The sequence below is a fragment of the Streptomyces sp. WG7 genome (genome assembly GCF_049975785.1).
Lineage (GTDB): Bacteria > Actinomycetota > Actinomycetes > Streptomycetales > Streptomycetaceae > Streptomyces.
The window spans coordinates 144,324-163,316 of sequence record NZ_JBNGGE010000009.1 but is presented as its reverse complement, the minus strand read 5'-3'; the positions used below and the strand labels follow the sequence as shown (position 1 = coordinate 163,316).

Annotated in this window: 17 protein-coding genes; 9 read left to right on the top strand and 8 right to left on the bottom strand. The window is 73.3% G+C overall.

The window, feature by feature from the left end; all coding sequences use genetic code 11:
• Window positions 1–86 precede the first annotated feature (86 nt).
• From ACP4J0_RS12880 to ACP4J0_RS12865, 4 genes are read right to left on the bottom strand one after another with little or no spacing between them, the layout of a single operon-like run.
• Window positions 87–1,070, bottom strand: coding sequence for an arabinan endo-1,5-alpha-L-arabinosidase (locus ACP4J0_RS12880; RefSeq protein ID WP_426598779.1), 984 nt, complete (start codon window positions 1,068–1,070; stop codon window positions 87–89).
• Window positions 1,067–1,930, bottom strand: a complete 864-nt coding sequence (locus ACP4J0_RS12875; RefSeq protein WP_426598778.1) for a carbohydrate ABC transporter permease — start codon at window positions 1,928–1,930, stop codon at window positions 1,067–1,069. Before ACP4J0_RS12875 ends, ACP4J0_RS12880 begins: the two co-directional genes overlap by 4 nt.
• Entirely contained in the window at window positions 1,927–2,868 is a 942-nt protein-coding gene (locus ACP4J0_RS12870) for a carbohydrate ABC transporter permease (protein WP_426598777.1), read from the bottom strand. Before ACP4J0_RS12870 ends, ACP4J0_RS12875 begins: the two co-directional genes overlap by 4 nt.
• Window positions 2,865–4,223, bottom strand: a complete 1,359-nt coding sequence (locus tag ACP4J0_RS12865) for an extracellular solute-binding protein (protein ID WP_426598776.1) — start codon at window positions 4,221–4,223, stop codon at window positions 2,865–2,867. Before ACP4J0_RS12865 ends, ACP4J0_RS12870 begins: the two co-directional genes overlap by 4 nt.
• Window positions 4,224–4,570: 347 nt before the next feature.
• On the opposite strand from ACP4J0_RS12865, the gene ACP4J0_RS12860 reads away from it, so the two are divergent.
• From ACP4J0_RS12860 to ACP4J0_RS12840, 5 genes are all read left to right on the top strand, one after another.
• Window positions 4,571–5,806 (top strand): MAB_1171c family putative transporter, encoded by a 1,236-nt coding sequence (locus tag ACP4J0_RS12860; RefSeq protein WP_426598775.1) that lies wholly within the window; start codon window positions 4,571–4,573, stop codon window positions 5,804–5,806.
• A 91-nt stretch (window positions 5,807–5,897) separates the two neighbouring features.
• Complete coding sequence (locus tag ACP4J0_RS12855; protein WP_426598774.1) at window positions 5,898–6,428, top strand: toxin; 531 nt, start codon at window positions 5,898–5,900, stop codon at window positions 6,426–6,428.
• Window positions 6,425–7,609, top strand: coding sequence for an MAB_1171c family putative transporter (locus ACP4J0_RS12850; RefSeq protein WP_426598773.1), 1,185 nt, complete (start codon window positions 6,425–6,427; stop codon window positions 7,607–7,609). Before ACP4J0_RS12855 ends, ACP4J0_RS12850 begins: the two co-directional genes overlap by 4 nt.
• A 31-nt stretch (window positions 7,610–7,640) precedes the next feature.
• Entirely contained in the window at window positions 7,641–8,852 is a 1,212-nt protein-coding gene (locus ACP4J0_RS12845; RefSeq protein ID WP_426598772.1) for an MAB_1171c family putative transporter, read from the top strand.
• Window positions 8,842–10,245, top strand: a complete 1,404-nt coding sequence (locus tag ACP4J0_RS12840) for an NAD(P)/FAD-dependent oxidoreductase (protein ID WP_426598771.1) — start codon at window positions 8,842–8,844, stop codon at window positions 10,243–10,245. The genes ACP4J0_RS12845 and ACP4J0_RS12840 overlap by 11 nt, the downstream gene beginning before the upstream one ends.
• Before the next feature lie 131 nt (window positions 10,246–10,376).
• Here ACP4J0_RS12840 and ACP4J0_RS12835 read toward each other — a convergent pair whose 3' ends face one another.
• Together ACP4J0_RS12835 and ACP4J0_RS12830 are read right to left on the bottom strand one after the other, a co-directional pair.
• Entirely contained in the window at window positions 10,377–11,264 is an 888-nt protein-coding gene (locus ACP4J0_RS12835; RefSeq protein ID WP_426598770.1) for an SMP-30/gluconolactonase/LRE family protein, read from the bottom strand.
• 11 nt (window positions 11,265–11,275) lie between these two features.
• The gene (locus ACP4J0_RS12830; RefSeq protein WP_426598769.1) at window positions 11,276–12,049 is read right to left on the bottom strand and encodes an IclR family transcriptional regulator; all 774 of its coding nucleotides are present in this window, start codon (window positions 12,047–12,049) and stop codon (window positions 11,276–11,278) included.
• Window positions 12,050–12,228: 179 nt separating this feature from the next.
• On the opposite strand from ACP4J0_RS12830, the gene ACP4J0_RS12825 reads away from it, so the two are divergent.
• Window positions 12,229–12,861 (top strand): hypothetical protein, encoded by a 633-nt coding sequence (locus tag ACP4J0_RS12825; protein WP_426598768.1) that lies wholly within the window; start codon window positions 12,229–12,231, stop codon window positions 12,859–12,861.
• Here the strand turns inward: ACP4J0_RS12825 and ACP4J0_RS12820 are convergent.
• A complete protein-coding gene (locus ACP4J0_RS12820; protein ID WP_426598767.1) occupies window positions 12,842–13,714 on the bottom strand; it encodes an ATP-grasp domain-containing protein in 873 nt (290 codons plus the stop codon). The two genes, ACP4J0_RS12825 and ACP4J0_RS12820, sit on opposite strands and share 20 nt — an antisense overlap.
• 11 nt (window positions 13,715–13,725) lie before the next feature.
• A complete protein-coding gene (locus ACP4J0_RS12815; protein ID WP_426598766.1) occupies window positions 13,726–14,430 on the bottom strand; it encodes a FadR/GntR family transcriptional regulator in 705 nt (234 codons plus the stop codon).
• A 175-nt stretch (window positions 14,431–14,605) separates the two neighbouring features.
• On the opposite strand from ACP4J0_RS12815, the gene ACP4J0_RS12810 reads away from it, so the two are divergent.
• From ACP4J0_RS12810 to ACP4J0_RS12800, 3 genes are all read left to right on the top strand, one after another.
• Entirely contained in the window at window positions 14,606–16,063 is a 1,458-nt protein-coding gene (locus ACP4J0_RS12810) for an SLC13 family permease (RefSeq protein WP_426598765.1), read from the top strand.
• A 67-nt stretch (window positions 16,064–16,130) separates the two neighbouring features.
• Window positions 16,131–17,603, top strand: a complete 1,473-nt coding sequence (locus ACP4J0_RS12805) for an acyl-CoA synthetase (RefSeq protein WP_426598764.1) — start codon at window positions 16,131–16,133, stop codon at window positions 17,601–17,603.
• Complete coding sequence (locus ACP4J0_RS12800) at window positions 17,596–18,969, top strand: carboxyl transferase domain-containing protein (RefSeq protein WP_426598763.1); 1,374 nt, start codon at window positions 17,596–17,598, stop codon at window positions 18,967–18,969. Before ACP4J0_RS12805 ends, ACP4J0_RS12800 begins: the two co-directional genes overlap by 8 nt.
• The last annotated feature ends 24 nt before the right edge of the window (window positions 18,970–18,993 follow it).

Sequence of the window (18,993 nt, the reverse complement as noted above, 5' to 3'; positions counted from 1 at the left end):
GTAGTCCTTCCAGGGGGTGGGTTTCGGCTGCGGGTGATCTGGCTGCGGTTGGTCTGGCCGCGGGTGGTCCATGGGTGCTCGCGCGGTCACCCGCGCCCGGGACGGACGGCCGGCCATCCGTCCCTCGTCCAGTCCAGGGGGTTCAGGCCGAGCTTGGGCGTGCCCTCGTCCTGCGCGTCGTAGTAGTGGTACGCCAGCCAGTCCCGGCCGCGGTCGCGGAAGACGGACTGGCCGCCCGTGCCGATGTAGCGGCCGTGGCCCTCCAGGAGGAGGTCGCCGCCGCCTTCCAGCATCGGGGTGCCGTCGCTGTCGACGTAGGGGCCCGTGATGTCCGTGGCCCTGCCGACCTTGATCTTGTACGTGCTGTTCACACCGGAGCAGCACGCGTCGTACGACGCGAACAGGTAGTAGTAGCGGCCGTGCTTGACGATCTCCGGGCCCTCGACGGCGTACGGCTCGTCGGGACGGGTGGCGAGGTGGTGGACCTCCGCGCCCCGGACGGCCTTGCCGGTGCGCGGGTCCAGCTCGACCATGCGGATGCCGCTCCAGTACGAGCCGAAGGACATCCACAGGCGGCCGTCGGCCCGGACGACCGCCGGGTCGATGGCGTTCCAGGTGTCCGTCGTCTCGGAGGAGAAGACCTTGCCGTGGTCCGTCCAGCTGCCGGGCAGGCCGGTGCGGGAGGTGGCGACGCCGATCGCGGAGTGGTTGGTGCCCCAGGAGGAGACCGCGTAGTAGAGCCAGTAGCGGCCGTCGCGGTAGGAGAGGTCGGGGGCCCACGGGTCGCCGGTGTCGTTGTACTCGTACCACCAGGCCGGGGGCTCGGCGAAGGCGTTGCCCGCGTCGTCCCAGTGCCTGCCGTCCTCGGAGAGGCGGGCGCCGATGACGCCGCCGGTGGAGTAGGCGACGTAACCGCCGCCCTTCAGGCGCAGGACGGTGGGGTCGTGGATGATCTGCTGGCCGGTGATGGGACGCGGGTCGGGGTGACTCTGCGCCGCCTGCGCCGCGTTGGGCACCAGGGCCATCAGGGCGGCCGTCGCCACGGCGGCGAGTGTTCTGCGCACGGTCACTGTCCCGCCAATCCCGTGTGGGCGACGCCCGCCACGATCTGCCGCTGGAAGAAGACGAAGACGATGATCAGGGGCAGGCCGGCCATGAGGCCGCCGGCCATGAGCTGGGCCCACTGGATGCCGTAGGAGTTCATGACGGTCGCGATGCCGTTCGGCATGGTCATCAGGTCGGGGTTGTTGGTCACCATGTAGGGCCACAGGAAGTTGTTCCAGGAGCTGATGAAGGTGAAGATGCCGACCGCCGCGAGCGAGGGGCGGGAGAGCGGCACGATGATCGTGAAGAAGACGCGCCAGCGGCCGGCGCCGTCGATGAAGGCGGCCTCCTCCAGTTCGCGCGGGATGCCCTGGAAGAACTTGTAGAGGATGTAGACCATCGCGGCGGGCGCGCACTGCGGCAGGATCATGCCCCAGTAGGTGTCGACCATGCCCATCTGCTGGACGGTGGTGAACAGGGGGACGCCGAGCACGGCCGGGGAGACCATGAGGCCGGCCATGACGACGCCCATCAGGACGCCCTTGCCGCGGAACTCGGTGCGGGCGAAGCCGTACCCGGCGAGCGCGCTCACCAGCAGCACGATCGCCGTCACGCAGACCGACACGACCAGGGAGTTGACGAACCAGTTGGTGATGTTGCCGGTCTCGAACAGGGCCGTCCAGGCCTGGCCCGTCCAGTCCTCGGGCAGCCAGTGGGTCGGCACCTCGACAGCCTCGGTCTCCGACTTCAGGGAGGTGAACAGCGCCCAGGCGAGCGGGGCGAGGAACACCGCGGAGACGGCGGCGCCGAGGAGGGTGAGCACGATCTGGCTGGGCGACCAGGCCTTGCGGGGCTTGGTCCGCGTCGGCGCTGCGGCGGTGGTCATCGGCCGCCCTCCTCACGGTTGCGCAGCAGCCACATCCGGGCGAGGGCGACGGCCGCGATGATCACGAAGAAGATGATGGAGATCGCGGAGGCGTAGCCCACGCGGTAGCTGGTGAAGCCCTGTTCGAGGGTGTACTGCACGAAGGTGCGGGTCGATTCCTCCGGTCCCGGCCCGAAGTCCTGCATGACGACGGCCTGGTCGAAGACCTGGAGCGAGGCGAGGATTTGGAGGGCGACGACGAGGCCGGTGATGTTGCGCAGCATCGGCAGCGTGATGTGGACCGTCCGGTGCCAGGCGTTCGCGCCGTCCAGCTTGGCGGCCTCGTAGAGGTGCAGCGGGATGCCCTGGAGGGCGGCGAGGTAGAGCAGGAAGCTGAAGCCGACCGTCCACCACAGGGTGGTGATGACGACCGCGAGCAGCGCGTACGACTTGTCGGTCAGCCACGGCGTCTCGAGGCCGAAGACGTGGTTGATCATGCCGGTGCCGGGGTTGAACAGCCACTGCCACAGGTTGGCGGCGACGGTGGACGGCAGCAGGAACGGCATGAAGAAGCACAGCCGCCACAGCCACTTGCCGCGCTCGATGTGGTGGGCGAGCATCGCGAGGAGGAAGGCGAGGACCGTGATGCAGGGCACGACGAGCAGCGTGAAGTACGCGCTGTGGCCGAGCGCGTCCCACATCAGGGGGTCCTGGAGGGCCTCGCGGTAGTTGTCCAGGCCGATGAAGCTCGCGGCGTCGCCGGAGATGTTGGCGTCCGTGAAGCTGAGGTAGAGCCCGCGCAGCAGGGGCCAGACGACGAAGAGCGCGAACAGGGCGAGGAACGGGGCGACGAACCAGCCGCCGTGCTGAAAGCCCTGCCTGCGGCGGACGGTGGCGCCGGCCGCGGCGGTCTTCGCGCGCGCCGGGCGGATGATCGATTCAGCGCTGGTCGTCGTCATGCGGCCGCACCTCCCTGCGCGGCGGTCTTGCCGTCCATCGGGTTCTTCGTGCCGAGCAGATCGGTGAGCGCGCCCTTCATACGGCGGGCGGCGGCCTCGGGCTTCGACGAGCCCATCGTCGAGGAGACGACGATCGGGCCGACCCGCTGGGCGAGGATGCCGGTGGACCCGGCGAACCACACCTTGGGCTCGGTGGCCTGGTGGTCCATCGCGCCGGCGTACTCGCTCTGCGGGTTCAGCTCCTTGTACGCGGCCGTGGACAGGGTCGGCGTGTAGGCGGGGATGTGTCCGCCGGCCGCCCACTGCTGGGCGTGCTTGACGACGTAGGCGGCCAGCTGGTGCGCGGCCTCGTTGGTGGCGCCGCCGCGGCCGGCCTGGTGCGGGAGCACGAAGGAGTGCGACTCGGCGTGGGTGGCCTGCTTGCCGAAGACGGGCGGCAGCGGGGCGGCGCCGTAGTCCAGCTTCGCGCCGGAGAAGACCGGCACCGACCAGTTGCCCTCCCACGCGAACGGGGAACCGTTGACGAACTGTTCGGCGCCCGCGCCGCCCCCGAAGCTCGGGTCGGCGTACCCGTCGGCGACGTGCCGGCGCAGGAACTCCAGGACCTGGACGGCCTTGTCGGTGTCGAAGGTGACCTCGGCGTTGGCGTCGTCGAACCAGGTGCCGCCGAGCTGGGTGTAGAAGGCGACGAAGAACCACCACTGGAAGTTCTGGTCGTTGTGCCAGAAGCCCATGGTCTGCAGGCCCTTCTTGGTGGCCTTCCTGGCCTCCTTCAGCACGTCGAACCACTCGTCGGTCGACGTCACGGGCACCATCCGGCCGTCGGCGCCGAGCAGTCCCGCCTTCTTCAGCACGTCCTTGCGGTAGAAGCAGAGCTGGACGTGGATGTCGAGCGGGAGGGCGTAGAGCTTGCCGTCGATGACGGCGCGCTTCCACAGGTCGGGGTTGAAGTCCGCCTCCTTGACGCCGTACTTGGCGAGCAGGCCGACGTCCCAGGGGTCCAGGAGGCGGCCCGGTGAGAAGCCGGTGACGCGACCCAGGTGCATGACGCCGAGGTCCGGCGCGCGGTTGCCGGCGGCCGCCATGGCGAGCTTGGTGTAGAAGGGGCTGCCCCACTGGAGGGTGGAGTCCTTCACGTCGATGCCGGGATTGTCCTTACGGAAGGAGTCCAGCATCGCGATCATGTTGTAGCCGTCGCCGCCGCTGAAGAGGTTCCAGTAGCTGACGCGGGTGTCCGCTCCGGAGGCGAGCGCGTCGGCGCCCGTACCCAGGGCCGCGAAGCCGAAGCTGCCCGCGACCGTCAGGCCGCCCGCCGCGGCCAGAAAGTGCCTGCGATCCAGGCCAGGTCGTCCCATGCCCTGCCCCATCTGTCATGAACGAAAGGTGTACGTCCGACGTGTTCGGGATATCGAATAGCGCTCGTAACTTCGAACGGGACCGTAGGTGTGCGGCGCTTTCGCGTCAATGGTTCGGACAAGAAGTCGGGCCAGGACTTTCCGCGCGGCTCCATCGCATGACGCGGACACTTCCCTCCGCGTAGGCTCGTACGGCCTTGAACCCGGGCCTCGGGCACGGGCCTTGAACACGGACCTTGAACCCGGGCCTCGGGCACGGGCCTTGAACACGGCCCTTAAACCCGGGCCTCGGGCACGGGCCTCGAGGACGGCCAGGACACGGCGGTGAGGGAGAGCGGGGGGACGCGGTGGAGTCGGCGGACGCGGCCACGGGCCCGGCCTCGTTCCTCAGCGAGTTCTACACGTCCTTCTGGTGGATCCCGGCCTGCGTCCTGGCCGCCGCCCTGGCGATCAAACTGCCGACGATCATCCGGCTCTGGAAGGACCCGCTGCTGCGCGCGGTCGGCGGTCTGCTGCTGCTCGCCTGCGCGGTGTTCGTGTTCGTCGCGCCCTCGACCATCGTCTGGGTCAACCGCGTCACCGGCGTGCCCAACATCTCCGCGCCCTGGGTGTACTCGCTGCTCACCGCGTTCTGCGGCTCCTGCCTGGTGCTGATCATCGCCTGGCGCGACGGCCTGTCCGAGCGCTCCGCCTCGACGCGCCGGGCCACCCGCTGGGTCGTCACCGCCTACGGGAGCGTGATCGTCGCGCTCTGGGTGCTGTTCCTCCTCGCGGACGTGCCCGTGGAGCGCACCCGGGACCTGGACACGTACTACGCCAACACGCCGTTCATGCGCGAGGAGATCCTGCTGTACCTCGTCGCGCACACCACCGCCGTGCTCATCACCTCGAAGCTGATCTGGAACTGGATCCGCACCGGCGGATTCGACGCCTGGCTGCGCTGGGGGCTGAAGTTCCTGGGCGTCGGCTACGCGCTGAACCTGGCCTTCGACGCCGCCAAGCTCACCGCCGTCACGGCCCGCTGGACCGGCAACGACCTGGACTGGCTCAGCCTGGACGTGGCCCCGGCCCTGGCCTGTCTGTCCGCTGTGTCGATCGCGGTCGGTTTCATCCTGCCGCACGCCGGCCAGTACCTGCACGAACGCTGGCGGATCCGCCTGGCCCACCGCCAACTGCGGCCGCTGTACCGGCTGATGCGGACCGTGCACGGAGCCGGAGTGCCGTTCGTCCTGCGCGCCAGCCCCGAGCTGCGCCTGACCCGCCGCGAGACCTTCATCCGCGACGTCCTGCTGCCGCTGGCCCGGCGCACCGACGAACGGCAGCGCGAGCGGTCGTACGCCGCCGCCCTCGGCCTGGGGTTCCCCCCGGAGCGGGCGCGGGCGCTCGCCGCGGCGGTGGTGATCCTCGACGCGGTCGACGCCGGCCCCCGCGCGGACGACTGCGACGGTACCCACGACCCCGACACCACGGAGCTGCTCCGCGAGATCGGGGCCGTCTCGCGCGCCCTGCGCCACCCCGACGCGGTCCGGGAGGTCCGCGTCCGCGCCGCGGCACCGGAGGGCACCGTGACGGTCACCGAGTGACCGTGCCGCACGCGGAACTGGCCCGGACAGCACCCGTCTTGGCATATTGCACACATGACCGAGCAACACCGAGGGGAACAGGGAGACCGCGGTGCGTACCAGGAAGGAGATGCGTCGCCTCGCTGACGCCCTCATCGACCCCATCCGGGTACCGGTCCCGGCGGACCCCGAGGTCCTGTTCGACGCGCTCGTCGCCTCCGTCAGCGCATGGCGGGGACGTGAGGTGGTCGTCCACCGTGCGGCGTTCCCGCCGCACACCGCGAGCGGGCTGTGGCTGGAACGCGAGAGCCACGACGACGTGGTGGTGGACGAGCGTGCCGCCGTGTGGCACCAGATCGTGATCCTCTGCCACGAGGTCTGGCACATGAGCCGCCGGCAGGCGGACACCGACCCGGCCGCCGCCGGCGTACGGCCCGCGCCGGTCGCCGCGCGCACCGACTTCTCCCTGGCCGAGGAGCAGGAGGCGGACCGCTTCGGCATGCTGATGGGCCGTCGGCTGCGCACCTGGCTGGAGGCCTCCGCCGACTCGGTGTACGCCGCGGAGGGCGGCGATCCGAACGCCCCGCAGGACCTCGCCGGACGCATCGGGGCCGCCCTCAACCACCGCGGGACGACGAGATGAACGGCGTGATCAACTACGGCAGCTGCGGCGTGCTGTGGCTCGGCCTGGTGGTGAAGGCCCCCGACCTGCTGCGCCACCGCCGCGATCCGTACCTGCGCGCCATCTGCGCGGTGCTGGGCCTGGCCGGGCTCTGCTTCCTGCTCGGGGCACCGCCGACGGTCGGCGCCGTCAACCGGCTGAGCGGTGTGCCCAACCTCGCGGCTCCGCTCACCTACGCGGCGATCACCGGGTACTGCGCCGCCTCCCAGGTCCTCGTCGTCCACTGGCGCGGCGGGCCCCGGGTGCGGCGCACCGCCCGCCGGTGGACGCTCGCCTACACCGTCGTGCTCCTCGGCGTCGCGATGACGTTCGCCCTCGGTGACGCGCCGGTGGAGCGCCGCACCGACCTGGACACCTACTACGCGACGACTCCGTTCATCGCCCAGATGATCGTGCTGTACCTCGTCGCGCACCTCACCGCGGCGACCGTCACCACGGTGTCGGCGCTGCGCTGGGCGCGCCACGTACGGGGCGGGCTGCGGGCGGGCCTGACGCTGCTCGGCGCCGGTTCGCTGTGCGGCGCCGGTTACAGCCTGGCCAAGCTCGTCGCGGTGGGCGCGCGCTGGTCCGGGCGCGACTGGTCGGCGCTCGGCACCACCGTCTCCCCGGCGGCCGCCGGTCTGGGTGCCCTGCTGACGGTCGTCGGGGTGCTGGTCCCGCTGGCGGCGCCCCGGGTGACCGAGTGGCGGCGGGCCCGGCGGACGTACGTCCGGCTCGGGCCCCTGGAGCGGGCGCTGGACGATCTGCTCACCCGCCGGTCGCTGCGGCTGCGCCGGCCCCGGTTCGCGTCCCCCACCACCCGGCTGGTGTGGCGCCGGACCAGCATCCACAACGCGCTGAGCCACCTCGACGCGTACGTCGACCGGGACCTGTACGACCGTACCCGCGCCGGTGTGCTGGGGGCGACGGGCGACCCGGAACGGGCCGAGGCCGCCGCCTGGGCGGCGGTGATCACCGCCGCGGTACGGTGCGAGGCGGACCGGGCGGGCGGGTTCCCGCCGCAGGGCGGCACCGGCCGGTTCCCCGGCCGGGTGCCGGACCCGGCCGCCCTCGACCGGATCGCCGACGTGCTGGCCGGCACCGCACCGGTGCCGTCGGTCCCCGCCGTGCCGAGCGGCAGGACCACGGCGGGAGCCGTATGAGCCGGGGACCCGGCGAGAGGAGTCTGCCGGTATGAGTCTCGTCGTGTATCTCGCGGCCCTCGTGTTCGGGGTGACCTCCGTACTGCTGTTCCGCCGCCCGCGCACCGCCATGCGGAACCCGCTCACCCTGTCCACCTGCGCGGCGATCGTCCTCGGCGCCCTGGTCTTCGTCTGTGCCGCCCCGGCCACCCTCGCCACCGTCAACGAGCTCACCGGCGTACCCAACTTCGGGGCACCGCTGACCTACGGCATGCTCTCCGCGTACAGCTGCGCCGTGCTCGTGCTGCTGATCAACTGGCGGGGAGGGTCCCGCGAGCGGGTGCGGCGCATGGTGCTGCGCAGCATGGCCGCCTACGGTCTGCTGGTGGTCGCCATCGTCGTGCTGTTCGCCCTCGCCGACGCGGACACCGAGCGGCTGACCGACCTCGACACGTACTACGCCGGCACCCCGTTCATGCGGGAGATGATCCTGCTGTACCTGCTCGGGCACACCGCGGCGATGGTGGTGATGTGCGCCGTGTGCGTCAAGTGGGCCCGCGAGGTGGGCGGGCCGCTCCGGACCGGGCTGCGGCTGATCCTGCTGGGGGCGCTGCTGGACGTGGTGGGCTTCCAGCTGGCCAAGTACCTGGCGATCGTGGCCCGTTGGTCGGGCAACGACCTCGACTTCCTGTCCACGACGGTGGCTCCGCCGATGGCCTCGCTGGCCGCGCTGCTGTGTTCGGCCGGGTTCGTGCTGCCGAGGCTGCTGCCGCCCGTGGTCGCCCACTGGCGGGGGCTGGGCGACTACCGGCGGCTGGAACCGCTGTGGCACCTGGTGAAGTCGGTGTCCACCGCTCCCGAGCCTCCCACCGTCCGGTGGCAGCTCCCCCAGGCCCGGCTCCAGTGGCGTGAGGTGTCCATCCACGACGCCCTGCTCGCGCTGGCGCCGTACTTCGACCACCGGGTCCGTGAGCGGGTGCGGGACACCGCCCTGCACGCGGGCCGCTCCGCCCACGAGGCCCGGCTGGCGGCGGAGGCGGCCATGCTCGCCGACGCGGCGCGCCGGGCCGCCGCCCGCGAGGAACCACCCGATACGGGCGGTACGTACCGTCTGCACGCCACCGAGGTATCCGGTCCCAGCGGGCTGGTGGAACTGGCACAGGCGCTGGTCCGCCCGCCCACCACGACCGCCGCGCCGAACGGCGCGGTGACGCCTTCCACGACCGGACCCATGGCCGAACCCGAGGAGCCCCATGTCGCGTAGAGCTGTCGTCATAGGTGCCGGCCTGGCCGGGACGCTGGCCGCCGCCGTCCTGTCCACCGCGGGCGTGGACGAGGTGATCGTGCTGGACCGCGACGAACTGCCCGAGGGACCGGAGCACCGCCGGGGGCTGCCGCAGGGGCGGCACGCGCACCTGCTCATGGCAGGCGGGCTGGCCGCCATGGAGGAACTGGTGCCGGGCGTGAGCCTGCGCAAGCGGCTGCTCGCCGCCGGAGCCCACGAGATATCCCTCAGCTCCGGCATGCTGGCCCGCACACCCGAGGGCTGGCTGCGGCGGTGGCGGCGCGAGGGGCCCGTCATGCTCACGTGCAGCCGGGCGCTGCTGGACTGGACGGTACGGGCCGCGGTGCTCGAACAGCGCCCGGTCGAGGTGCGCAGGGCGGCGGTGGTGGGGCTGACGGGTTCCGCAGGCCGGGTGCGAGGGGTACGGGTCTCGGCCGCCGACGGGGACACGGACCTCGACGCGGACTTCGTCGTCGACGCGAGCGGACGCGGCACCCGGGTCGTCACCTGGCTCGACGGGCTCGGTCTCTCCGGTGTCCGGGAGCACACCGTGGACTCCGGTCTGGTCAACGCGACGCGAATCTACCGGGTTCCGGAGGGCGCGGAGCGGTTCCCGCTGACGATCGTGCAGGCCGACCCGTACGTGTCCCGGCCGGGGCGGAGCGCGATGGTCCTGCCGATCGAGGACGACCGGTGGATGGTGAGCTGCGGCGGCACGCGCGGCGGTGAACCGCCCGCGGATCCCGATGGTTTCCTGCGGTACACGCTCGAACTGCCGGACCCCGTCGTGGGGCGGCTGATCTCCGGTGCCGAACCGCTCACCGACGTGCATCTGAGCCGGTCCACCAGCAATGTGCGCCGGTACCTGGAGAAGTCCGCCCGGTGGCCCGACGGTTTCGTCGTCCTGGGGGACGCGTTGGGCACCTTCAACCCGGCGTACGGGCAGGGCATGTCGGTGGCCGCGTTCGGCGCGCAGGTCCTCGGCCGGGAACTGGACCGGGCCGGCGGTCTCGACGCGCCCGGAACGGCCCGGCGGGTGCTGCGGGGGGCGGCGCGCTCGGTGGACGCGGCGTGGTCCATGGCCGTCGGCCAGGACGTCCTCTACCCGGGGGTGCGCGGCGGGCGGCCGAACCTCGCCGACCGTGTCGTCTCCGCGTACACGCGGCGCATGACGAAGGCGGCCACGGGCTCGTACGCGGCGGCCTCGGCCATCTGGGACGTCACCAGCATGCGCACGCCCCCGACCCGCATGTTCCACCCCGGCGCGGTCCTGGCCGCGCTCGCGGGATCCCCGCTCCCCCCGCTGACGGAGCCGCCGCTGACGCCGAGTGAGCGGGCGGTGCTCCGCGGGCTGGACCGCACGGGGCTCTGAACGGCCGGCCGGCCGCGGGGCGGTCGGCCTCAGGGCTGCCGGCCGGGCGACCTGGGGGCGACCGGCCGGGCGACCTGGGTCGCAACCTGCGGGCGACCGGCCGGGCCCTCCCGCCGGGCCCGGCGCCGTCCTCAGCCCGCGAACGCCGGCTGGGCCACCCCCTGGCCCGCGCCCGGCACCACCAGGACCGAGCCCGCCAGCGGGTGCGGGGCCGTCAGCCCCACCCGGGCCGTGGTGATGTACAGGTCGGTCAGGCCCGGGCCGCCGAAGGCGCAGGCCGTGACCCGGGGGACCGGGAGCGGGATCACCCGGTCCAGGTCACCGGAGGGGGTGTAGCGGCGGACCGCCCCGCCGTCCCACAGGGCGACCCACACGCAGCCCTCGGCGTCGACACACAGGCCGTCGGGGAAACCGGCGCCGTCCTCGATGACGGCCAGGGTGCGGCGGCCCGTGATCCGGCCGTCCGCGCGGCCGTCGGCGGGTACGTCGAAGACGTCGATGCGGCGGGTCGGCGTGTCGGCGTAGTACATCAGCCGGCCGTCGGGGCTCCAGCCGGTGCCGTTGCTGACCGTCACGTCGTCCAGCACCGGTGTCACCGTGCCGTCCCCGGCGACCCGGGACAGCGTGCCGCCGCCGGGTGCCTCGTCGTAGCGCATGGTGCCGGCCCACAGCGTGCCGTCGGGGGCGACGGCGGCGTCGTTGCCGCGGCGGCCGGGGACGACCTCCCGGTGCAGCCAGCGGAAGGTGTCGTCGGGGTCGAGGAGGCCGATCCCGTCCCGCAGGTTGAGGACGAGGCCGCCGCCCGCGCGGGGCTTGACGGCGCCCACGTGCTGGTCGGTGCGGCGGACCGTGCGCCGGCCGGTCGCCGGGTCGTAGGTGTGGACGCGGGAGTTCAGGATGTCGATCCACAGGAGGCGGCCCGTCGCGGGGTCCCAGGTGGGCCCCTCGCCGAGGGACGCCTCCGCCCGGACGGCCACCTCGTACGCCGTGCCGGTCGTGGCGGTGCCGCGCTCCGTCATGCCGTGCTCCCTCATGCCGCGCTCCGGTGGCCGAGGCGCTCGGAGAGGTCGGCGGCGCCCTTGACGGCGAGCTGCTCCAGCTCGGCGAGGCGCTCCTCGCTCCAGCGGATCATGGGCACCGAGATCGACAGCGCGGCGACCACCCGGCCGGCGCGGTCGCGGACCGGGGTGGCCACGCAGGAGACGTCCGGGTTGGACTCGCGGTTCTCCACCGCGATGCCCCGCTCGCGGATCTCCGCCAGGGCCTCGCGCAGGGCGGCCGGATCGGTGATGCTGTTCGGGGTCATCGCGGTCAGTTCGGCGCCGTCGGGGAACCGGGCGGCGACCTCCGGCTCCGGGAGGGAGGCCAGCAGCATCTTGCCGACGGACGTGCAGTGGGCGGGCAGCCTGCGCCCGGCCGCCGACACCATGCGCACCGCGTGCGTGGAGTCGACCTTGGCGATGTAGATGACGTCGGTGTCCTCCAGGATCGCCACGTGCACGGTCTCGTCGCAGGTCTCGGCGACGGTCCGGGCGACCTGCTGTCCCTCGGCGGCGAGGTCGAGGTGCTCGGCGTAACGGGCGCCGAGCTGGTACGGGCGCACCCCGAGCCGGTACCGTCCGGGCTGCCCGGCCACGGGCACGATGTACTTTCGCGCGGCGAGCGTGGTGACCAGCTCGTGCACGGTGGTGCGCGGCAACTGGAGCCGGCGCACGATGTCGGGGGCGGAGAGCGTGCCGTCCCCGTCGAGGAAGAGCTCCAGTATGTCGAGAGCCCGGGTCACGGCTGGTACGAGACGTCCCATGTCCGGCCCCCTCCCTAGGTGTCTCAGGCGCCTGCGGCGACAACCTCGATGTTCGAGATTTCAACAGACGATCGGAATGGCGAACACAGGCTACTCATATCGCGTTTGCCGGGGCAATGGGCAGGGGCCCCGCGTGCGCCCCTCGCCCAGGGGGCGCGGCACTCCGTCCATGGGCCACGATGGTCTCCATGCCCACTGGAGGACAGCCCGCCGGCCCGTTCACCCCGCTCGACTTCCAACTGGTGCTGCTGCGCCGCATGGCCGATCACAACCCCGGCCCGGTGGAGGACGCCCGGCACGAACTGGGCGTCTCCCTCGCGGACATGCGCGAGGCCAACAAGCGCTGGCAGGCGATGGCCCGCTCGCCGCGCTCCCGCCCGGCCCTGTCGCGGTACCGCTGCGTGCTCGGCGAACCGGAGTCCCGGACCCCGCGCAGGGTCGGCGACCTGGACTGCGAGGCGTGGCGGTGGCCGGTCCCGCTCTGGCCCGACCTGCGCTTCGAGGTGCTGACGCCGGCGGCCGGCGGTGCGGTGTGGAACGAGTGGCTGGTCCGCGCGCCGGGCGCCCCGGCGCCCGGCCTCCGCACGGTGGAGGACCTCACGCCCTGGTCGTGCACGGTGGACGAGGCGGCGCGTGCCTTCGCCCCCGCCCGTCCCCTGGAGGGCACGGCCCCGACCCTCCTCCACTCCGTGGGGGGACCCCCGGGGCTCGCCTTCACGGCCCTGGACGCGTCCGGCGTACGGCGCGAGGTGGTCGCGGAGTTCACCTGGGGGCTGCTGCAGCGTACGGCGGTCAGCGGGCCGCGGCCTTGAGGATCTCCTCCACCACGCGCGGCTCCGACTCCGGGTGCAGCCACAGGAACAGGTTCGGTTCGACCAGCTCCAGCTCCATCACGCGGGGCTGGCCGTCCTCCCCGTCCACGATGTCGACCCGCGCGTACAGCAGCTCGGGCGCGCCCGGTACGGAGGCCAACGCCTTCCTGGCGAGGGCGGTGTCGACGAGGGTCGGGGTCCAGCCGGTCAGCCCGGGGTGGGCCACCTTGCGCTGGTCGTAGGGCGTGCCGGGCGCGAGGACGGGCCCCTTGCGGCTCACGTGCAGCAGGTTCCCCCCGAAGAACTGCAGCGCCCGCTCACCGGCGGTGTCGATGCCGCGCACGTACGGCTGCACCATCGCCGTGAGCCCCTCGGCGTGCATCCGCTCCACCTGCCGTAGGGCGGTGGCGTGCTCGTCGGGCGTGTAGCGGGCGGCGAAGCGGGCCCCGGCGCCCGTGGTGGGCTTGACGACGTACTCGTGGTCGTCGGGCAGGTCGGGCACCTCACCGGGCGCGGTGTATCGGGTGGGGACGGTGGGCACACCGGCCGCCGCCAGGTCGCCGAGGTAGCGCTTGTCGGTGTTCCAGCGCACGACCGCCGCCGGATTGGCCAGCCGCGTCAGCTTGCCGCACTCCTCGGCCCACGCCGTGAACTCGTCCGCCCGCCAGCTGTAGTCCCAGGTGGAGCGGATCAGGGCGAGGTCGAAGGAGCCCCAGTCGACGCCGTCGTCGTCCCACACCTCGGCGGACGCCCGCGCCCCCGCCTCCTCCAGCGCCCGCACGAGCACGGGCAGATCGCGGTCGACGCTGACCTGGGGGCCGGGACGGCAGGTGACGAGTGCTATTCGGGGCATGGGGACCATCTCTACCGTTCCTCCGGATCCCAGTCCAGCAGCCGGACCTTGGCGACCGTGCGGACATGGCGGCGCATCGCGGCGGCGGCCTGCCGGGGCCGGCGGTCGGCGACGGCGTCCAGGATGGCCCGGTGCTGGGCCAGGGATCGGCCGGGGCGGCCGGGCTGGCGCAGGGACTCGGTGCGGCTCTCGGCGATCTGGTGGGCGATGGAGCGCATGAACTCCGCGAGGAGGCTGCTGCGCGCCGCCGCCGTCACCGCCGCGTGGAACAGCCGGTCGCCCTCGACGCCGTGGCCGCCGCGCTCGATCTCCTCGGCCATCACGGTCAGCGCGGACCGCATCGCGGCCAGGTCGTCCTCCGTGCGGCGTTCGGCGGCCAGTTCGGCGAGCTTCGTCTCCAGTGCCTCGCGGGCCTCCAGGACGTCCGGGAGCCGCCGTCGGCGTTCGACCATCTCCTCGACGGGCTCGACGTCGAGGCTGTCCCGCACCAGGTACGTCCCGCCGCCGTGCCGCGCCTCCACCAGGCCCTGGACCTCCAGGACCACGATCGCCTGCTTCACCGAGGCCCGGCTGACGCCGAGGCGCTGGGCGAGGTCCCGTTCGGGCGGAAGCCGGTCGCCGGCCCGCAGGCCGCCGTCGGTGACGTACTGGCGCAGCCGCTCCAGCACCTGTTCGTACAGGCGCTGCCTGGTCATGGGGCGCAGGGCGTCGCTCAAGAGATCCCCCTCTCGCCCGGAGCGTAACACCGGGCGGCGCGTGGCCGAGTGGCTGAGCCAATTCCTGCGCGACCCCTTGACGCCGGACCGGGCCGGGCCCACGCTGACCGACCAACCGCACCGTCCAAGTGGCTCAGCCACTCAGCCAGTCAGGTCACCCGTCGGGAGCCCCCGCATGTCCCCCGAACTCGTCTCGATCCTCGTCCTCGTCGTGGTGTTCGTCATCGCCACCACCCGTTCCGTCAACATGGGCGCGCTCGCCTTCGCCGCCGCGTTCGGCGTGGGCACGCTCGTCGCGGACCTCGACGCGGACGGCATCTTCGCCGGCTTCCCCGGGGACCTGTTCGTCGTCCTCGTCGGCGTCACCTATCTGTTCGCGATCGCCCGGGCCAACGGCACCACCGACTGGCTGGTGCACGCGGCCGTCCGGCTGGTGCGGGGGCGGGTGGCGCTGATCCCGTGGGTGATGTTCGCGCTCACCGGCGCGCTCACGGCGATCGGCGCGGTCAGCCCGGCCGCCGTCGCGATCGTCGCGCCGATCGCGCTGAGCTTCGCCACCCGGTACGCGATCAGCCCGCTGCTGATGGGCACGATGGTGGTGCACGGCGCGCAGGCCGGCGGGTTCTCGCCGATCAGCATCTACGGCTCGATCGTCAACGGCATCGTCGAGCGCGAGGGGCTGCCGGGCAGCGAGGTCACCCTCTTCCTCGCCTCGCTGATCGCCAACCTCCTCATCGCGGGCGTGCTGTTCGTGCTGTTCGGCGGGCGGAAGCTGTGGGCGCGGGGGGCGGTGACGCCGGAGGACGGCGGCGCGGTGGGCAAAGAGGCGGAGCCCACCGGCACAGGCACCGGCACAGGCACCGAGGCCGGGACCGGGACCGGAGGCACTGCGGCCGGGACCGGAGGCACCGCGGCCGGGACCGGAGGCACCGCGGCCGGGACCGGAGGCACCGCGGCCGGGACCGGAGGCACCGCCCCCACCGCCGTGGCCGTCCGCCCCGGCCGGGACACGGACGTTACCGGCGGCGGCCCTCGCCTCACCCCCGCCCGGATCGCCACCCTCACCTCCCTGGTCGCCCTCGTCGTGGCCGTCCTCGGCTTCGACCTGGACGCGGGTCTGACCGCGGTCAGCCTGGCCGTCGTGCTGAGCACCGCCTGGCCGGACGACAGCCGCCGCGCGGTCGGCGAGATCGCCTGGTCCACGGTCCTGCTGATCTGCGGTGTCCTCACCTACGTCGGCGTACTGGAGGAGATCGGCACCATCACCTGGGCCGGCGAGGGCGTCGGCGGCATCGGCGTCCCGCTGCTGGCCGCGGTGCTGCTCTGCTACATCGGCGCGATCGTGTCGGCCTTCGCCTCCTCCGTCGGGATCATGGGCGCGCTGATCCCGCTGGCGGTGCCGTTCCTCGCGCAGGGCGAGATCGGGGCGGTCGGCATGGTGGCGGCGCTCGCGGTCTCGGCGACGGTCGTGGACGTCAGCCCGTTCTCGACGAACGGCGCGCTGGTGCTGGCCGCGGCACCGGACGTCGACCGCGAGCGGTTCTTCCGGCAGCTGATGGTGTACGGAGGGATCGTGGTGGCGGCCGTGCCCGCGCTGGCCTGGCTGGTACTGGTCGTACCCGGCTTCGGGTAGGCCCACGTCAGAATTTCCGGAGATCGGACGACCGGTGTTCGCGAGCAACGACCAAGGAGTACGAAGCGTGTCCTCTCTCTTCCCGGCCCTCCTCCCGGCCGAGACCGGCGCACCCGCCGCCGCTCCGGCCGACCGGCCCGCCCTGCGGTTCGGCGAGCGCTCCCTGACGTACGCCCGACTGGCCGCCGCGGCGGGCGGCACGGCCGGCCGGATCCGGGGGGCCGGACGCGTCGCCGTCTGGGCGACCCCGGAGATGGAGACCGCCGTCGCCGTGGTGGCGGCGCTGCTGGCCGGGGTGCCCGCCGTGCCGCTCAACCCGAAGTCCGGCGACAAGGAGCTCGCGCACATCCTCTCCGACAGCGAGCCGTCGCTCGTCCTGGCGCCCCCGGGGTGCGAACTCCCGCCGGCCCTGGGCGCCCTGGCGCGCGTCGACGTCGACGTGCACGCCACCGGGCCCGTCCCCGAGGACGGCCACGCCGACGACGGCGCCCCCGCCCTCGTCGTCTACACGTCCGGCACCACCGGCCCGCCCAAGGGCGCCGTCATCCCCCGGCGCGCGCTGGCGACGACGCTGGACGCGCTCGCCGACGCGTGGCAGTGGACCGCCGACGACGTGCTGGTGCAGGGGCTGCCGCTGTTCCACGTGCACGGACTGGTGCTCGGCGTCCTGGGACCGCTGCGGCGCGGCGGGTCCGTGCGGCACCTGGGCAGGTTCTCCACCGAGGGCGCGGCGCGGGAGCTGAACGACGGCGCGACGATGCTGTTCGGGGTGCCGACGATGTACCACCGGATCGCCGAGTCCCTGCCCGGCGACCCGGAGCTGGCGAAGGCGCTGGCCGGGGCCCGGCTGCTGGTCTCCGGGTCGGCCGCGCTGCCGGTGCACGACCACGAGCGGATCACCGCCGCGACCGGCCGGCGGGTGATCGAGCGGTACGGCATGACGGAGACCCTCATGAACACCAGCGTGCGGGCGGACGGCGAGCCGCGCGCCGGGACCGTGGGCGTGCCGCTGCCCGGGGTGGAGCTGCGGCTCGTGGAGGACGACGGCACACCGATCACGGCGTGGGACGGGGAGAGCGTCGGCGAGATCCAGGTGCGCGGCGCGAACCTGTTCACCGAGTACCTCAACCGCCCGGACGCCACCGCCGCCGCCTTCACCGAGGACGGTTTCTTCCGCACCGGCGACATGGCGGTGCGCGACCCCGACGGCTATGTCCGCATCGTCGGCCGCAAGGCCACCGACCTGATCAAGAGCGGCGGGTACAAGATCGGGGCCGGTGAGATCGAGAACGCGCTCCTCGAGCACCCGGGGGTGCGCGAGGCGGCCGTCACCGGGGAGCCCGACCCGGACCTGGGCGAGCGGATCGTGGCGTGGATCGTCCCGGCCGACCCCGCCGCGCCGCCCACGCTGGACGCGCTGGCCGACCACGTCGCGGGCCGGCTGGCCCCGCACAAGCGGCCCCGTGTCGTGCGGCACCGCGACTCGCTCCCCCGCAACGACATGGGGAAGATCATGAAGCGGGCGCTGGCTCATGACTGAACGGCTGTCCGCGCGGGAGTTCCTCGGCCTCCTCACCGACGACTTCGCCGAACTCCCCCACCCGGCAGGGGGGTCGCCGCGGCCCGACGGCCCCCTCGGCTGGCACGGCTACGACGCCGCCCGCGCCCGCGCCGCCGAGCGCACCGGCGAGGAGGAGTCCGTCGTCTGCGGGACCGGGCACGTCCAGGGCGTGCGGGCCGTGCTCCTCGCCTTCGAGTTCGGCTTCCTCGGCGGCTCGCTGGGCAGCGCCACCGGCGACCGGCTGGAGGCGGCGTACACGTACGCCCGTGAACACCGGCTGCCGGTGGTGCCGCTGGTCGCCACCGGCGGCAGCCGGATGCAGGAGGGGATGCTCGCGCTGACCCAGCTCCAGCGGGTGGCGCGGCAGTCGGCGCTCACCCGGGAGGCCGGGCTGCCGCAGATCGCCGTCCTGCGCGACCCGGCCACCGGCGGCGGCTGGGCGACCCTGGGCGCGGGCGCCGACGTGACCCTCGCGCTGCCCGGCGCCCAGGTCGGCTTCGCCGGGTCCCGGGTCCGGCCGCCGGACGCCGACCCCGCGGCGTACACGGCCGAGGCGCAGGTGGCGGCGGGCAGCGCGGACGCCGTCGTACCGCCCGGGGAGCTGCGCGCGACGCTGGGCCGGTGGCTGCGGCTGCTGACGGCGCCGTCCGGCGAACCGGCGCCGGTGCCCGAGCCGCTGGGCTCGCGGGAGCCGCCGGTCAGCGGGTGGGACGCGGTCCGGCGGGCCCGCGCTCCCGAACGGCCGCGCGCCCGGGCGTACCTGGACGCCTACTTCGCCCACCGTGTCGCCCTCTCGGGCGACCGCTGCGGCGGCACCGACCCGGACGGCATGCTCTGCGGCTTCGGCGAGCACGCGGGGCGGACGGTGGCGTACGCCGCCCAGACCGGGACGGCGACGCGTCCCGCCGGGTACCGCACCGCCGCCCGGCTGATCCGCCTCGCGGACCGGCTCGGCGTTCCGGTGCTGACCCTGGTGGACACGCCGGGTGCGGCGAACGACGCGGAGGCGGAGCGGCAGGGCGCGGGTGCGGCGATCGCCGACCTGTTCGCGGCGGTGGCGTCGGCGCGCACACCGGTCACCACGCTGGTGATCGGCGAGGGCGGTTCGGGCGGGGCGCTGGCGCTGGCAGCGCCGGGCAGCACCTGGGCCACCCCGGACAGCTACTTCTCGGTCATCGCGCCGGAGCTCGCGGCGGCGATCCTGAAGCGCCCGCCGGAGGAGGTGGAGGCGACGGCCGGTCACCTCCGGCTGCGCCCCCAGGACTTGGCGGAACTCGGCGTGATCCGAACAGGCGATCAGTTGTTCCCTGGAACAGGTGATCGTCGCTCTGACGAGCGTATGTGACTACCGGGACCAACGATACTTACG

Coding starts and splice junctions, on each gene's coding strand:
- ACP4J0_RS12875 (WP_426598778.1), bottom strand. CDS start 1,930: ATGACCACCGCCGCAGCGCCGACGCGGACCAAGCCCCGCAAGGCCTGG.
- ACP4J0_RS12870 (WP_426598777.1), bottom strand. CDS start 2,868: ATGACGACGACCAGCGCTGAATCGATCATCCGCCCGGCGCGCGCGAAG.
- ACP4J0_RS12840 (WP_426598771.1), top strand. CDS start 8,842: ATGTCGCGTAGAGCTGTCGTCATAGGTGCCGGCCTGGCCGGGACGCTG.
- ACP4J0_RS12810 (WP_426598765.1), top strand. CDS start 14,606: ATGTCCCCCGAACTCGTCTCGATCCTCGTCCTCGTCGTGGTGTTCGTC.
- ACP4J0_RS12830 (WP_426598769.1), bottom strand. CDS start 12,049: ATGGGACGTCTCGTACCAGCCGTGACCCGGGCTCTCGACATACTGGAG.
- ACP4J0_RS12820 (WP_426598767.1), bottom strand. CDS start 13,714: ATGCCCCGAATAGCACTCGTCACCTGCCGTCCCGGCCCCCAGGTCAGC.
- ACP4J0_RS12850 (WP_426598773.1), top strand. CDS start 6,425: ATGAACGGCGTGATCAACTACGGCAGCTGCGGCGTGCTGTGGCTCGGC.
- ACP4J0_RS12835 (WP_426598770.1), bottom strand. CDS start 11,264: ATGACGGAGCGCGGCACCGCCACGACCGGCACGGCGTACGAGGTGGCC.
- ACP4J0_RS12800 (WP_426598763.1), top strand. CDS start 17,596: ATGACTGAACGGCTGTCCGCGCGGGAGTTCCTCGGCCTCCTCACCGAC.
- ACP4J0_RS12845 (WP_426598772.1), top strand. CDS start 7,641: ATGAGTCTCGTCGTGTATCTCGCGGCCCTCGTGTTCGGGGTGACCTCC.
- ACP4J0_RS12825 (WP_426598768.1), top strand. CDS start 12,229: ATGGTCTCCATGCCCACTGGAGGACAGCCCGCCGGCCCGTTCACCCCG.
- ACP4J0_RS12865 (WP_426598776.1), bottom strand. CDS start 4,223: ATGGGACGACCTGGCCTGGATCGCAGGCACTTTCTGGCCGCGGCGGGC.